General features: G+C 65.3%; 11 protein-coding genes and 1 tRNA gene. 8 read left to right on the top strand and 4 right to left on the bottom strand.

The features are described 5' to 3' along the window. Positions 1 to 49: 49 nt before the first annotated feature. Both ACYQ4T_RS14115 and lhpI read left to right on the top strand, forming a co-directional pair. Positions 50 to 126: transfer RNA gene (locus ACYQ4T_RS14115), tRNA-Met, on the top strand. 84 nt (positions 127 to 210) lie between these two features. Continuing rightward, complete coding sequence (lhpI, locus tag ACYQ4T_RS14110) at positions 211 to 1923, top strand: cis-3-hydroxy-L-proline dehydratase (protein ID WP_459855144.1); 1713 nt, start codon at positions 211 to 213, stop codon at positions 1921 to 1923. A gap of 12 nt (positions 1924 to 1935) precedes the next feature. Here lhpI and ACYQ4T_RS14105 read toward each other — a convergent pair whose 3' ends face one another. The 4 genes from ACYQ4T_RS14105 to ACYQ4T_RS14090 all read right to left on the bottom strand — a co-directional run bounded on the left by ACYQ4T_RS14105 (position 1936) and on the right by ACYQ4T_RS14090 (position 7131). After that, positions 1936 to 2517: a nucleoside deaminase gene (locus ACYQ4T_RS14105; protein WP_459855142.1), complete on the bottom strand. Its 582-nt coding sequence runs from the start codon at positions 2515 to 2517 to the stop codon at positions 1936 to 1938. Between the two features lie 59 nt (positions 2518 to 2576). After that, positions 2577 to 3407: a DUF3108 domain-containing protein gene (locus tag ACYQ4T_RS14100; protein ID WP_459855140.1), complete on the bottom strand. Its 831-nt coding sequence runs from the start codon at positions 3405 to 3407 to the stop codon at positions 2577 to 2579. A 139-nt stretch (positions 3408 to 3546) separates the two neighbouring features. Further along, positions 3547 to 5658, bottom strand: coding sequence for an oxidoreductase (locus ACYQ4T_RS14095; RefSeq protein WP_459855138.1), 2112 nt, complete (start codon positions 5656 to 5658; stop codon positions 3547 to 3549). A 144-nt stretch (positions 5659 to 5802) separates the two neighbouring features. Beyond that, positions 5803 to 7131 (bottom strand): sn-glycerol-1-phosphate dehydrogenase, encoded by a 1329-nt coding sequence (locus tag ACYQ4T_RS14090; RefSeq protein WP_459855135.1) that lies wholly within the window; start codon positions 7129 to 7131, stop codon positions 5803 to 5805. Between the two features lie 166 nt (positions 7132 to 7297). Between ACYQ4T_RS14090 and ACYQ4T_RS14085 the strand changes: the two genes are divergently transcribed. The 6 genes from ACYQ4T_RS14085 to ACYQ4T_RS14060 all read left to right on the top strand — a co-directional run bounded on the left by ACYQ4T_RS14085 (position 7298) and on the right by ACYQ4T_RS14060 (position 14190). Continuing rightward, positions 7298 to 8278 (top strand): sugar-binding transcriptional regulator, encoded by a 981-nt coding sequence (locus ACYQ4T_RS14085; protein ID WP_459855133.1) that lies wholly within the window; start codon positions 7298 to 7300, stop codon positions 8276 to 8278. Positions 8279 to 8363: 85 nt separating this feature from the next. Beyond that, positions 8364 to 9281: a carbohydrate ABC transporter permease gene (locus ACYQ4T_RS14080; RefSeq protein ID WP_459855130.1), complete on the top strand. Its 918-nt coding sequence runs from the start codon at positions 8364 to 8366 to the stop codon at positions 9279 to 9281. Beyond that, a complete protein-coding gene (locus ACYQ4T_RS14075) occupies positions 9281 to 10171 on the top strand; it encodes a carbohydrate ABC transporter permease (protein WP_459855128.1) in 891 nt (296 codons plus the stop codon). The genes ACYQ4T_RS14080 and ACYQ4T_RS14075 overlap by 1 nt, the downstream gene beginning before the upstream one ends. A gap of 69 nt (positions 10172 to 10240) precedes the next feature. After that, a complete protein-coding gene (locus tag ACYQ4T_RS14070; protein ID WP_459855126.1) occupies positions 10241 to 11764 on the top strand; it encodes an ABC transporter substrate-binding protein in 1524 nt (507 codons plus the stop codon). A 75-nt stretch (positions 11765 to 11839) separates the two neighbouring features. Continuing rightward, complete coding sequence (locus ACYQ4T_RS14065; RefSeq protein ID WP_459855124.1) at positions 11840 to 13375, top strand: xylulokinase; 1536 nt, start codon at positions 11840 to 11842, stop codon at positions 13373 to 13375. After that, positions 13375 to 14190 (top strand): HAD-IIB family hydrolase, encoded by an 816-nt coding sequence (locus ACYQ4T_RS14060; protein WP_459855122.1) that lies wholly within the window; start codon positions 13375 to 13377, stop codon positions 14188 to 14190. The genes ACYQ4T_RS14065 and ACYQ4T_RS14060 overlap by 1 nt, the downstream gene beginning before the upstream one ends.

Below are 14190 nucleotides of genomic sequence, written 5' to 3'. Positions count from 1 at the left end.
CTATGCAATAAGCATCCGACACAACAATGCCACACCGGCTCGCTGGTACCGCGGGATGGAGCAGCCCGGTAGCTCGTCAGGCTCATAACCTGAAGGTCGCAGGTTCAAATCCTGCTCCCGCAACCAAATCCAAACCCCCAAGCAAAACGCCCCGTGCTGAAATGCCGGGGCGTTTTGCTTTTGCGCGCGTGATCAGCCACTCTTCGCTCCATGAACGAAGTGATCGGCCGCTGTCTGGTGCCGGGCTTTGCCTCCGGCGACGTCCTCTATTCCGACGTGCCCTTGAGCTTCTGGATGGGCATCGACACGGAGACCGGCGCGATCATCGACCGGCATCACCCCCTCTGCGGCGAGATCGTCACCGGCAAAGTCTTCGTCCTGCCCGGCGCGCGTGGTTCCTGTTCCGGCAGCTGCGGCCTGCTCGAGCTGATCCACAGCGGCAAGGCGCCGGCTGCCCTGGTCTTTGCCGAAGACGAGGCGATCCTCACCCTCGGCGCCATGATCGCCGGCGAGATCTTCGGCAAGACCATCCCGATCGCCGCCCTCGACCCCGAGAGCTTCGCGCGTCTGGCCGCGCAGAAAGCTCTCACGGTCGACAACGGCCGGATCTGCTTCGGCCGCGCCGATGCCGAGCAGGTCGTCCCGACGCCACCGGTGCGCGTCAATCTCTCCGCCGCCGACCGGGCGATGCTGGCGGGCGAGGAGGGCAAGGCGCGCCAGGTCGCGATGCGAATCATCGGGCGATTCGCCGAGGTCCAGGGCGTCACCGAGCTGATCGACGTCGACCAGGGACATATCGACTGCTGCTTCTACACCGGTCCCGCGGGCCTCGCTTTCGCCGAGCAGATCTGCGCCTGGGGCGGCAAGGTGAAGATACCGGCCACGACCAACGCCACGTCGGTCGACACCTTGGTCCGGCGCGGAAAAGGCATCGAGGCGTCCTTCGGCGAAATCTCGAAGCGTGTGATCGCGGCCTACACCGGGATGGGCGTCCGCCCGAGCTTCACCTGCGCGCCCTATCTGCTCGAAGGCGCGCCGCGATTCGGCCAGCAGATCGCCTGGGGGGAGTCCAATGCCGTCGCCTATGCCAACAGCGTGCTGGGCGCACGGACCATGAAATACCCGGACTACCTCGACATCTGCGTCGCCTTGACCGGCCGCGCCCCACGCATGGCCAGCCATACGGAGGCCGGACGGCAGGCGACGCTGCGGATCGACGTGCCGGATCTCGGGATCACCGATGATTCCTTCTATCCGCTGCTCGGCTATCATGTGGGCCTGCTCGCCGGATCCGACATTCCCGTGGTCACCGGCCTGGCCGATAGGCCGCCCAGCCGCGACGACCTCAAAGCGTTCAGCGCCGCCTTCGCCACCACCGCCGGCGCGCCGATGTTCCACATCGCCGGCGTGACGCCGGAGGCGAAGACCGTGGCGCAGGCGCTCGGCGACAGGGCACCGGAACGCCGCATCGTGCTGACCCGCGGGGATCTGCTGCGAAGCTGGCGCGAGCTCAACACCGCGACCGACCCCGCGGTCGAGCTGGTGTCGCTGGGCAATCCGCATTTCTCGCTCGACGAGCTCGGCCGGGCGGCCGAACTCTGTCGCGGCAAGAGCAAGGCTGCCGGTGTCGATCTCGTCATCACCTGCGGGCGCGATATCTACCGGGCGGCGGACCAGGCCGGCCTGGTCGAGGCGCTGAAGGGATTCGGCGCCAACATCATCAGCGACACCTGCTGGTGCATGATCTTCGAGCCGATGCTGCCGCGCGAGACGCGCCGGCTGATGACCAATTCCGCGAAGTTTGCCCACTACGGGCCCGGTATCACCCGCCGCGAGATGCATTTTGCCAGCCTCGAAGCCTGCATCGATGCGGCCTGCAGCGGCCGGACCGACGACCAGCCGCCGGCCTGGCTGCGCGGCTAGCGCCCCAGGATTCTAACGGTTGCGGACCGCGGCGACGCCTTTCCAGTCCTCGATGTCGAGCTCCGGCTTCTCGGCGCGGTATTTCCGATAGAGCGCGATTCCCTCCTGGTCTTCCAGGATATCGACCTTGAGGCCCTTCTCGCGCAGCATGCCTTCGTTGCCGGAGGCATTGGTCACATCGCCGACCACCACACGGCTGAACTGCCGCATGTAGAGCAAGGTCGCGCAGACGTCGCAGGGGCTCAAGGTGGTGAACAGGGTCGTCCGGCTGAAATCCTGGCGCCCGGCGTCGCGGATCGCGGAGGTCTCGCCGTGATTGTAAGGATGGCTTTCCTGGACCAGGGTGTTGTGGCCTTTGCCGACGATCCGCCGGGTCGCGTTGTCGATGATCACCGCACCGATCGGGCAGCCGCCCTCGTCATAGCCCTTCTGCGCCAGCAGCACGCCGATCCGCATGAAGTCGTTATCGCCGAGCTTGTTCAGGAAGCCGTCGGCCACGATTGCCGGGACGCTCCGGGTCGGCAGATGCGCGATCAGGTTCAGGACCTCGTCGGTCACCGGCGTGGCTTCCGTGATGGCGGGCTTCGGCGTCATCTCAAGGCATCCTCCGCGGAACGAACTCGCCGGATGATGACGAAGAACGGCAGGCGGCGCTAGTTGGAACCGCTGCGGAAGCGGGCGTCGGTCAGGTGGACCACGATCTTGCCGAGCGCGATCTCGCCGTCGTAGCGGACGGGGATCGGCGGCAGCTCCGGCCGGACCTGGGCGACCCAGATGGTCGGCGGCGTCGATCGCTCCTCCTGCTCGCGCTTGGCCCTGAGGCTCTTGCGAAAGCCGGAGATGCGCTCGATGCCGAGGCCGCAACGCATGGCGGGCCCCTGATAGATCGAATAGCGATTCGGCTGCAGCGTGGCCGCCCCGAGCTGCGTCACGATCACATTGAAGCGGCGCTGCCCATCGAAGACCGGCACCGTCTGGTCACAGCGCCCGGTCTTCGCGAGCAGGCGCGCGGCCGAGATGGCAAAGCTCAGCGGATCGACAATTCCGGCCGGCAGTGCCTGCGGCAGCCCACCTTCGATGTCGGGGTCGGGCTCCGGCGGCGGATCCTGCCGGAGCGCATAGCGGCCGTCCGCCCCGAAGCCGAGCTCGACCGTGCGCCGACGGCTCTGCCACTGGGTCTGCGAATGGAAGCGCAGCGCCTCGACCCGACCATCCTGATCAAGACCGTCCGCCACCAGGTTCGTGTCCCAGGTATAGACCATCCCGACCATGCCCTGGGTCCCGCCGCGCGCGGAAAGCCGGTAGCGACCGGATTGCAGCACCATCTCGACGTCGAGCGAATAGATGTGGAGGCCGCCGACATAGACCTCGTATTTCAGGTCGGCGATCTGGGCGGATGCGGCCTGGGCAGTCCGGTCCGATGCCGAGACGGCGAGCAGGACCAGCCCGAGGGCTGAGGCGAGGCATCCGGTCAGGCGAGGCATAGGCCCTTCCACGCAGAGCGGCAAGCGACTTGCCATGATGCCATATGGTTTGTTTCGGTCCCAAGACTTCCTTGGGATGGCCATAATCGGAGAATTCGGCGACGGGCATGCCCGTCGCCGGCCGGTGCCGGCGCATTGCCTAGGGCAGCACGATCGGCCCGTCGAGCTTGTAAGGCTCCTCGGAGACCGGCTCATCCAGCTCCCGGGCATAGCGGTGCCCCGCATGCACCGCGTGCACGATCGCGCCCGGCGCCAGGGCGTCGCCGACACGGTTCACCGATTTGATGCCGGCCCCGGCGAGATCGCGTTCGATCAGCGCGTGATAGAGCGCGTCCTCGGGCCGGCGCAAACCGACGATCACCAGGTTGCGGCAGGCGATCTTCCGTTCCTCGCCGGTGAAGAGCTGGGCGAGCGTCGCCGTGTCGCCGTCGAAAGCGGTGACGCGGTTCAGGGTTGTGACCTCAATGCCGCGGCGGCTCAGCGCCTGATGCACCCGCGGCAACTCGTTGGTCATGATGGTCCAGGCCGAGGCATGCCCTGCTGGCGTCACGTAGGAGACCGCGTTACCGGCTTCGGCCAGGAATTCCGCGACCACCCCGCCCATATAGTAGTTGTCGAAGTCGAACACCAAGGTCGGCCCCTGCGGTATGCGGCCTTCCGCCAGATCGCTCGGGGTGAAGACGTTCGCCCCGTCGATCCGCCCGACCGGCACTTCCATCGACGTGTAGATCTCATTGGTCCAGCGCGATCCGGTGGCGACCACCACATGCTGGCAGCCGAACTCCAGGATATCGTCGGCGGTGAGATCGCTCTCCAGGAAGAGGTCGACGCTCGTCATGGTCTGCAGGCGGCCGAGGCGATAGTCGAGGACGCGGCGCCATGCGGAGAGGCCCGGCAAACTGGTCTCGAAGTTCAGCCGTCCGCCAAAGGCGCGGCCCTTGTCCGCCAGGGTCACGGCATAGCCACGGCGCGCCAGCGAGAGCGCGCATTCCAGACCGGCCGGACCGCCGCCGACCACCAGGATCTTGTCGTCGGATTTCTTCGGCTGCATCCGCTCCGGATGCCAGCCGCGGCGCCATTCCTCGCCGATCGTGGGGTTCTGGGTGCAGCGCACCGGCACGCTGTCATGCCAGCTCGAGATGCAGATGTTGCAGCCGATGCATTCGCGGATCTCGTCCTCGCGGCCCTCGTCGATCTTCTTCGGCAGGAAGGGATCGGCGATCGAGGGCCGCGCGCCGCCGATCAGGTCGAGCACGCCGCGCTTCAATTGCGACACCATGCTGTCCGGCGAGGTGAAGCGGCCGACCCCGACCACCGGCTTGGTGGTCACCTTCTTCACGAAGTCGATCACCGGCTCGTGGCTGCCTTCTGCCGAGAAGCGCGAGGCCGAGCAATCGGTCGGGCTGGAATCCATCTTCACGTCGAAGAGATCGGGCAGGTCCTTCAACCGCTCGATCACTTCATGCGCCTCGGACTCCGCATGCGGGCTCTTCTTGGCCCGCAGCTCCTCGAGGCTGATCCGCAACGCCACGCCGCAGGTATCGCCGACCGCTTCCTTGGTCACCTCGATCATCTGCTGCACCAGCCGCACGCGGTTGGCGACGCTGCCGCCATATTCATCGGTCCGGTGGTTGTATTCCGGCAGCAGGAATTCGTAGGGCAGGTAGCCCATGCCGGCATAGACATAGACGATGTCGAAGCCGGCGCTGCGGGCCTTCTTCGCGCCTTCGGCCTGCCAGCGCAGCAGATCGAGAATGTCGCTGCGGTCCATCACCTTGGGCCGCAGGTTCGACATGAAGCCGACGTGGGTCGCCATCCACGGAGTCCCAGACGGCGAGAGCGGCGCCAGGCGGCTGCTGCGATTGAAGGTCGAAGCGCCGCCGTGCCAGAGCTCGACGCCGGCCAGGCTGCCGTGCCGGTGCACTGCCTCGGTCATCAAGGCATGCGACTGGATGTCGGCCTTGTCCCAGAGTCGCGCGAAAGGCAGCGGCGAGTCATCCGAGGTCGGGTGGATCGAGCAGGCGCCGGTGCACACCACGCCCCAGCCGCCTTCGGCCTTGATCTCGCGAAACTTGGCGCGGACCCGGGGCAGGGCATTGGTCATGCCGCTCGCATGCGGCACCTGGTAGAAGCGGTTCGGCGCCGTCACCGGCCCGATCTTCACCGGCTCGAACAGGATATCGTAGCGCGGGTTGCGGCGGTGTCCCGCGGTCTTACCAGCGCGGGTCAGGGTGGCAGTGTCCCCGGCCAATGGCGCGTCCCCCAAGAATTGGTTTGCTGTATACAGCAATAGCAAAGATACGCAGAAATGGAAGGGGATTTCGCCAGGGGCGAGCCGGCCTGTGTGTTGGTTTCATACAGGTTGGAAGCTTCCAATCGAGAAAGGGCGAGGAGTTCAGCCCTCGTTCTGGGCGAAGTCCCTCAGGTAGCCGGCATCCGCAGCGATATCGAGCGCCGAGTAGCGCTTTCGGATCTCCCGGGCGTGGATCACGGCCTCGCGGTAGAAATCGACGTCGAGGCCGAGTTCCCTGGCCGTGGTCGGCCCGCCGGAATCCTTCAGCGCCTTGACCATCACATCGACCGGCACCGTGAAGGCCTCGAGCTCGGCGCGGAGCGTCGGCCAGATCTCTTCGAGCTTGGCGTTGAGCGCCTCGGCCCCAGCGGCGTCGAACGCCTTCTGCTTCATCTCGGAGACGCAGACCTTGGCGATCTCCGGCCCGACCCGGCGCGCCATGTCCGCCTCGTCGATCCTGGTGGGACCGATCTTCGGCGGGTTCTTGTCGTCGAGGATCTGCCGCTGCAGCCGCGCCATGGTCAGGGTGGCGACGCCGACCTGCTGGCCGTGCAGGGTGCCCGGATGCTTTTCGCCGGCGAAGCAGTCGATGTAGTGCGAGATCTGGTGCTCGCCCATGGAGCCATGGTTGCTCATGCCGGTGAACGACACCCCGAATCCGCAAAGCGTCAGCACCCGGTGCAGATAGCCGACCGCCTCGATATCGCCCTTGGCGAGGCCGGGGGCGCGGGCCATCATTTCGCGCTCGTCGGCGATCTCCAGGTCGAAAGGCAGCTCGGTGTAGAAAGTGTTCAAGAGCCGGTGCGACAGCCACCAGTCGAACTGCGCCGCCGAGCGCACCAGGCAATCGCCGAAGCCGGAAGCAATCAGATAGGTCGGCGCCGCCGCGTTCACGGCAAGATCGATGAACACGCCCTTCGGCGCATGGGCTGGCCGCGAGACCTTCAGTCCGTTGGATTCGGTGATCGAGGCCGTGGTCGAGGTATAGCCGTTCATCGACGGCGCAGTGCCGAAGACGCAATAGGCCCTGCCGTCGGTGGCGGTCACGTATTTGCACAAGTCATTGATCGTGCCCGAGCCGACCGCGACCAGGAAATCCACATGCCGCGTCTTCTCTCGCAGCAGCGCCAGATTCTCCTCGTCCGCATGCGGATGGTCGAGCACAATGGTCTCGACCGAGGTGACGCCGGAATTATGCGCGGCCTTCAGCGCCCGCGCGACACGCGCGCCCATCACATCGTGGGTGTTCTCGTCGCAGACCACGGCGATGCGGCCCTTGAAGCCGAGCTTCGTGACGAGATCGGCTTCGCGCCCCTCCAGATGATCGTCGATCACCACCTTCTCATAAGGCACGGTGCCGGGCTTCCCGGTCTCCGGATTGATCCAGCGGCCCTCGACCATCTCGTCGATCAGTGTGGTCCAGCGTCCCATGTCGTCTCGCTCCAAAATGCTGCGGCGCAAGCTGATTTGCTGCGCTGCGACATTTGCCACTTCGGAGTGACATTCTTCGAGATCGCTTGACAATTGTCAATGAAGAGTGTCGTTTACTATGAACAACGAGCGAGTGGTCGGAATGGCGCGCGTTCAGGAGCGACGGATGGCGCAGCCCCGCGTGAAGCGGAGCGAGCTTTCCACGCCCGCGGAGTTCGCCGGCGATCCGATCGTCTGGGCGGCCTGGCTCTATTACGAGGAGCGCATGACGCAGGAAGAGGTGGCGGAACGGCTGGGTGTATCGCGGGCTTCGGTGGTGAACTTCCTGCAGGAAGCGCGCGACCGGAACATCGTCACCATTGCCGTTGCCTCCGAGCATCTGCAATCGGTCCAGATCGCCCGCGAGCTTTCCCGCCGCTACGGGCTGAAGAGCTGCGTCGTCATCCCCGAGGGTCATGACGATCTGCCGGTCTATGAACGGATCGGCCGGGCGGGCGCGCGCCTGCTGCTCGATATTCTCGAGCCCAATGACGTGCTCGGCGTCTCCTGGGGCCGCACCGTGCTCTCGCTCTCGGCCGAGCTCGCCTCCGCGAAGATGCCGGGCGTCACCGTGGTGCAGATCGCAGGCAGCGCCATCGGCACCAAGGAATTCTCACCCGAACTCTGCACCACCAACATTGCCTATCGGATCGGCGGCCGATGCGTGAACCTGCACGCGCCGGGCATCGTCTCGCGACCCGATGTGAAGAAGCTGTTCATGCAGGAATCCTCGCTGGTCGAGCAGTTCAAGTTGATCCGCTCTTGTACCAAAGTGCTATTCGGCGTTGCCAACCTGAGCGACGCCAGCACCGCCTTGCGCAGCGGCTACATGACGCCGGAGAAGATCAAACCGTATGTGAAGCGTGGGGCCATCGCCGTCATGTCGGGACGCTTCCTAGATGCCGACGGCAACACGGTGCTGGGCGCGCTCGACGAGCAGATGATCGGATTGACCCTGGACGAGATCGCCGAGATACCGGAACGTATCTGCGTTGCCGGCGGCGTCGAGAAGGTCCAGGCGATCCGGTCGGTGCTGCGCGGCGAATACGCGACGATCCTGGTGACCGACGAGCCGACGGCGCGGGCGCTGGTCGAAGCCAAAGACTGATTGAAACTGCCTGAACCGGGCCAACAAGAGCTTGGGGCAAAAAAAGAGCGGGAGGAATGATGAATCGATTTTGCGGAGCTGTGGCATGAGCCAGGCCGCGGTCGCCATAAGACCGGCGCGCGGCTTCGGCTTGCCGCGCTTCCTGACGTCGGAACATCCCTTTCCCTGGCTGGCGCCGATCACCGCCGTGCTGCTGATCTTCGGCGTCTACCCGCTGCTCTACGCGCTGTGGCTGTCGCTGCACAAGCGCAACCCGGCGACCCGCATCAGTGTCTTCGATCCGGATTACAACTGGCTGAAGATCCTGACCGACGACCGGATGTGGGGCGCGATCGGCCATACCTATGTCTATACCATCGTCGCCATCGTCATCGAGCTGGCGCTGGGGCTGCTGATCGCGCTGCTGCTGGACACCGATCGCCGAGGCTACGGCGTGTTGCGGGCGCTGATGACCCTGCCGCTGGTGGTGCCCCCGGCCGTCACCGGCATGATGTTCCTGCTGATGATGGACGGCTCCTTCGGCGTGTTCAGCCGCGGCCTCTACGCGCTCGGCATTCTCGACCCTTCAGCACCCATCCTGGCCAATTCCGGCACCGCGCTGATCGGCATCCTGATCACCGACATCTGGCAATGGACGCCCTTCATGGTACTGATCATGATGGCGGGCCTGCGCGCCTTGCCGAAGGACCCCTACGAGGCGGCGGCGATCGACGGCGCGACGCCGTTCCAGGCCTTCTTCAAGCTCACTCTGCCGATGCTCTCGAAGATCATCGCCATCGCGGTTCTGATCCGCGGCGTCGATCTGTTCCGCATCTACGACTATGTAAAGGTGATGACCGAGGGCGGGCCCGGGACCGCGACCGAGACGCTGACGGCCTATGCCGGCACCATCTATTTCAAGAACGCCGACTTCCCCTATGCCTCGACCATCGCGCTCTTCACCTTGATCCTGGTGGTGGTGACCTCGAGCATCTTCATCAAGATCTTCAAGGTGAAGTTCTGATGCAGGGCACCCGCTTCACCAGGATCCTGCGCGACGTCACGGCCGTCCTGGTCGTCGCGGTCTTCATGTTCCCGATCTTCTGGTGGGGACTCACCTCGATCAAGCCGATCAACGCGATCTTCAACAAGGACAAGGTCGTGTTCTTCGACTTCGAGCCGACCCTGGTGAACTACCAGGTGGTCCTGTTCGGCAAGTCGCGGGCGGAGCTCGCAATCGAATCCGGCAGCACTTTCGGCGTCGGCGGCGGCAGTACCTACGATTCCCGCCAGACCATTCTGGACTCGATCCTGATCGCGGTAGGGTCGACGGCGCTCACCGTGTTCCTCGGCGTGATCGCGGCCTATGCCCTGTCGCGCATCCAGTTCCGCGGCCGCCAGGCTTATCTCAACTGGATCCTGTCGCAACGCTTCATGCCGCCGATCGCGATCATCGTGCCGATCGTCTTCATGTTCCATTATGTGGGCCTGCGCGACACCATCACCGGGCTGATCTTCATCCATACGCTGATCAACCTGCCGGTCGCCGTGTTGCTGATGAAATCCTTCTTCGACGACGTGCCGGTCGAGGTCGACGAGGCGGCGATGCTGGACGGTGCCACGCGCTTCCAGATTTTCCGCAAGGTGATCCTGCCGCTGGTGACCGGCGGCGTCGCCGCGACGGCGGTGCTCTGCTTCATCTTCTCATGGACCGAGTTCCTGCTCTCGCTGTTCCTGACCAACACGATCCGCACCCTGCCGGTGAAGATATCGACCTTCGTCACCTCGACCGGATCGGAGTGGGGCTTCATCTCGGCGCTGGGCACGTCGGCCATCGTGCCGAGCTTCATCTTCATTCTGCTGGTGCAAAAGCAATTGGTACGCGGCCTGACCCTTGGGTCTCTGAAGGACTAGTCCCGGGGTCGGGAAGATTTCTTGGGGTAACAACAAAGCGCAGTGAGGCGCGAAACAGGAGGAGACGTCATGAGTTTCAAGGGCTTTGACAAACAGACCTATATCGTCGACAGCGCGAAGGCATTCGGCGACCGCCGGATCTCCAAGCGCGAGTTCCTGCGCCGGATGGGGATCGCCGGCATCGGCTTCTCCGGCTTCGCCACCGGCCTGCTCGGCAATCCGTTCCGCCGCAGCCTCGGCAAGCCCGCCTTTGCCGCGGATATCGCGCTGCCGGAAGACCAGGTGAAGTTCCTGAAGGAAGTGGGCGGCAAGTACAAGGGCGCCACCGTCCGCTACACCTCGGAAGCGACGCCGCCGACCGTCGTTCTCAACCAGATCAAGGACCAGTTCACCGCGCTGACCGGCATCAACGTCGAGGTCGAGATCGTGCCGCTGGAGCAGGTGCTCGCCAAGGCGACGCAGGACGTCCAGGGCCAGCTCGGCACCTATGATCTCTACTATCTCGACCAGTCCTGGGTCGCGACGTTCTCCCAGGATTGCATCGACCCGGTGCAATACACCAAGGACAAGCCGGACCTCGCGATGCCGGGCTTCGACTGGGACGACTTCTCCAAGCCGCTGGTCGAAGGCCTTGCCAAGTACGACGGCAAGATGGTCGGCGTGCCCTTCGACATCCCGATCTTCATCCTGATGTACCGCCAGGACATCCTGGAGAAGCACGGGATCAAGGTGCCGACCAACTACGCCGAGTTCACCGCGGCGGTCGAGGCGATCACCCAGGCCGAGAAGGCCAACAACATGTTCGGCACCGGCCTCCAGGCGAAGTCCGGCCACTACTCGCTGGAATGCGACTGGACCCAGGCGGTCTGGGGCCATGGCGGCGGCATCTTCGGTGCGGACAAGCACTTCACCGGCAACGACGAAGCCGGCATCAAGGGCCTGCAGTGGTACCAGAATCTGCTGAAGAACGCACCGGCGGCCTCGACCACCTCCACCTGGGACGGCCAGTTCCAGATGATGGCGGCGGGCCAGTGCGCGCTGGTGCAGAGCTGGGACGAGTTCTTCCCGGGTCTCGACGCCGACGACAGCAAGGTGAAGGGCCTGTGGCAGCCGGCCAAGCCGCTGCAGTCCGAAGCGGGCCTGCGCCCCACCTCCCAGGTGGGCTTCGGCGAGATCCCGAACCTCGGCCATCAGGGCGGCTCGATCATGGGCCTCTCGCAGTATTCGAAGAACCAGGAAGCGGCCTGGATCTTCATGCAGTGGGCCTGCTGCAAGGAGATCATGACCCAGTGCACGCTGGCCGGCGGCTTCGCGCCGATGCGTATCTCGTCCTTCGCCGACGAGCGCGTGAAGGCGAAGGCAAAGGTCATGCCGGGCACCACCCGCCACCTCGAGACGGTGCTCTGGACCATCGACAACGTAATGGCCTCGGAGCCGGACATGCCGCTCTGGGCCGGCTATTCCAACAACGAGATCCCGACCGAACTCGGCAAGCTGCTGACCGGTCAGGACTATGGCGGCGACGCCAAGAAGTGCATGGACGCGGTGGCGGCCATGATCGATGCCAAAACGAAAGATGCTGGATTGCTGTAAACTACCCCGCAAGACCTGGACGGAGGCGTTCCCACGCCTCCGTCCAATTTTTTGATGATGTATGCTTGAGTGATAATGTCGCGCGACCTCGTCATCGGAATCGACTCCTCGACCTCCGCCACCAAGGCCATCGCCTGGGATAAACAGGGCAGGGCGGTTGCGGAAGGGCGCGCCTCGATCGCCATGAGCAACCCGCATCCCGGCTGGTTCGAGCAGGATGCGGGCGAATGGTGGAGCTCGACCGTGACTGCGTTGCAGCAGGTGACGAGCAAAGTCGACGCCGCGCGGATCGCCGCGATCGGCATCTCCAACCAGCGCGAGACCTTCGGCGTCTTCACTGCGGACGGGACGCCGCTCCGGCCGGGCACGGTCTGGCTCGACGAGCGCGCCCGGGCCCAGCAGAAAAGCTTCGGCGCGAAGTTCGGTGCCGAGCGGCTGCACGAAATCTCCGGCAAACCGCTGGACATCACGCCTTGCCTGTTCCGCATGATCTGGCTGCGCGAGGTCGAGCCGGCGGTGATGGCGCGCGGCGAGAAGATGGCGGAGGTCCATGGCTATCTCACTTTCAAGCTGACCGGCCAATGGGTGACCTCGCTGGCTTCGGCCGATCCCATGGGCGTGATCGACATGAAGCAGCGCAGCTGGTCGCAGGAGATCCTTGCCGCGGCCGGTGTCGACGCTGGGATGATGCCGCGCCTGGTGGCACCCGGCGACCAGAGCGGCGAGGTCACGCCGGCAGCCGCGGCCGCGACCGGCCTCAAGGCCGGTACGCCGGTGATTGCCGGCGGCGGCGACGGGCAATGCGCCGGCACCGGCGCCGGTGTCTCCGCCGATCATCCGGGCCGCGCCTATGTCAATCTCGGCACGGCCCTGGTCTCCGGCAGCTATGGGCGGAGCTACGCGCACCACCGCGCCTTCCGCACCGAGATCGCGGTCGCCGATGAAGGCTATATCTACGAGACCTGCATGCGCTCCGGCACCTTCATGGTGGAGTGGCTGACCCGCGAGGTGCTGCGCACCGAGCCCGGCAAGCAGAAGCAGATGATCGCGGCACTCGAGGCTGAAGCCGCGGCCAGCCCGATCGGCGCCAACGGCGTCGTCATGGTGCCCTATTGGCAAGGCTGCATGACGCCTTTCTGGGACAGCGCGGCGCGGGGTGTGATCGCCGGCCTGTCCGGCTCGACCCGGCGCGGCGACATCTATCGCGCGCTGCTGGAAGGGCTGGTGCTCGAACAGGCCACCTGCACCATGGACGTCGAGAAGGCGACCGGCACCAGCATCGACCATTTCATCGCGATCGGCGGCGGCGCCGCTTCCGACCTCTGGGTGCAGATCCTGGCCGATGCGACCGGCCGCGCGGTGCAGCGCTCGGAAACGGTGGAGGCCTCCTCGCTCGGCGCCGCGATCGCAGCGGCCAAAGGGGCGGGCTGGTTCGCGCGCATCGCCGAGGCGACCGAGGCCATGGCCGGCCGGCCGATCCGCACCTTCGTGCCCGATGACAAGCGCAACGCGCGCTATCAGCAACTGCGGGTGATTCATGCCGACCTCTGGCCGAAGCTCGCCGAATGGAACACGCGCCTGGCCGATTTCGCCGACGCGGGGCAGGCGTGATGCAGCCTGTCTCCGCGCTTCCCGTCGCCATCGCGCGCGACCTGATCGGCCTCTTCACCGATATCGACGACACCATCACCACCGAGGGCCAGCTGCCGGCCGTGGCCTACACGGCGCTGGAGCGCCTGCACCAGGCGGGTCTCGCCGTGGTGCCGATCACCGGGCGCCCGGCCGGTTGGTGCGACATGGTCGCGCGCTTCTGGCCGGTCTCCGGCGTGGTCGGCGAGAACGGTGCCTTCTATTTCCGCTATGACCACACGGCCAAGAAGATGATCCGCGTCTTCGTCGCCTCGGATGCCGAGCGCGCCGAGAACCGCAGGAAGCTCGCGGCCTTGAGCGCGAAGATCCTGGCAGAGGTGCCGGGCTCGGCCATCGCCTCGGATCAGCTCTACCGAGAGGCCGATCTCGCGATCGATTTCTGCGAGGACGTGCCGCCGCTCACCAAGGAGGCTGTCGACAGGATCGTCGCGCTGTTCGAGCAGGCGGGGGCCGTCGCCAAGGTCTCCTCGATCCATGTCAACGGCTGGTTCGGCAAGTACGACAAGCTCTCGATGACCCGGCGCTTCGTGCAGGATGCGATGGGCCTGGACCTCGACGCCGCCAAGGATCGGTTCGTGTTCTGCGGGGACAGCCCGAACGACGCGCCGATGTTTTCCTTCTTCCCCTTCGCCTGCGGCGTCGCCAATGTGAAGGACTTCATCGGCCGCATCGATGCGCTGCCGGCCTATGTCAGTGTGGCGAAGGGCGGCGAAGGCTTCGTCGAGATCGCCGACCGCATCCTGTCGTCGCGTTCCAAGACCGCCAAGAAGGGCTAG

The organism is Dongia sp. agr-C8 (assembly GCF_054658695.1).
The sequence above is the reverse complement of the archived record's forward strand: the minus strand, read 5'-3'. Positions and strand labels throughout refer to the sequence as shown.

Bases quoted from the DNA above. Each gene is read 5' to 3' on its own strand.
- lhpI (WP_459855144.1), top strand. From the start codon at position 211: ATGAACGAAGTGATCGGCCGCTGTCTGGTGCCGGGCTTTGCCTCCGGC.
- ACYQ4T_RS14105 (WP_459855142.1), bottom strand. From the start codon at position 2,517: ATGACGCCGAAGCCCGCCATCACGGAAGCCACGCCGGTGACCGACGAG.
- ACYQ4T_RS14100 (WP_459855140.1), bottom strand. From the start codon at position 3,407: ATGCCTCGCCTGACCGGATGCCTCGCCTCAGCCCTCGGGCTGGTCCTG.
- ACYQ4T_RS14090 (WP_459855135.1), bottom strand. From the start codon at position 7,131: ATGGGACGCTGGACCACACTGATCGACGAGATGGTCGAGGGCCGCTGG.
- ACYQ4T_RS14085 (WP_459855133.1), top strand. From the start codon at position 7,298: ATGGCGCAGCCCCGCGTGAAGCGGAGCGAGCTTTCCACGCCCGCGGAG.
- ACYQ4T_RS14080 (WP_459855130.1), top strand. From the start codon at position 8,364: ATGAGCCAGGCCGCGGTCGCCATAAGACCGGCGCGCGGCTTCGGCTTG.
- ACYQ4T_RS14075 (WP_459855128.1), top strand. From the start codon at position 9,281: ATGCAGGGCACCCGCTTCACCAGGATCCTGCGCGACGTCACGGCCGTC.
- ACYQ4T_RS14070 (WP_459855126.1), top strand. From the start codon at position 10,241: ATGAGTTTCAAGGGCTTTGACAAACAGACCTATATCGTCGACAGCGCG.
- ACYQ4T_RS14065 (WP_459855124.1), top strand. From the start codon at position 11,840: ATGTCGCGCGACCTCGTCATCGGAATCGACTCCTCGACCTCCGCCACC.
- ACYQ4T_RS14060 (WP_459855122.1), top strand. From the start codon at position 13,375: ATGCAGCCTGTCTCCGCGCTTCCCGTCGCCATCGCGCGCGACCTGATC.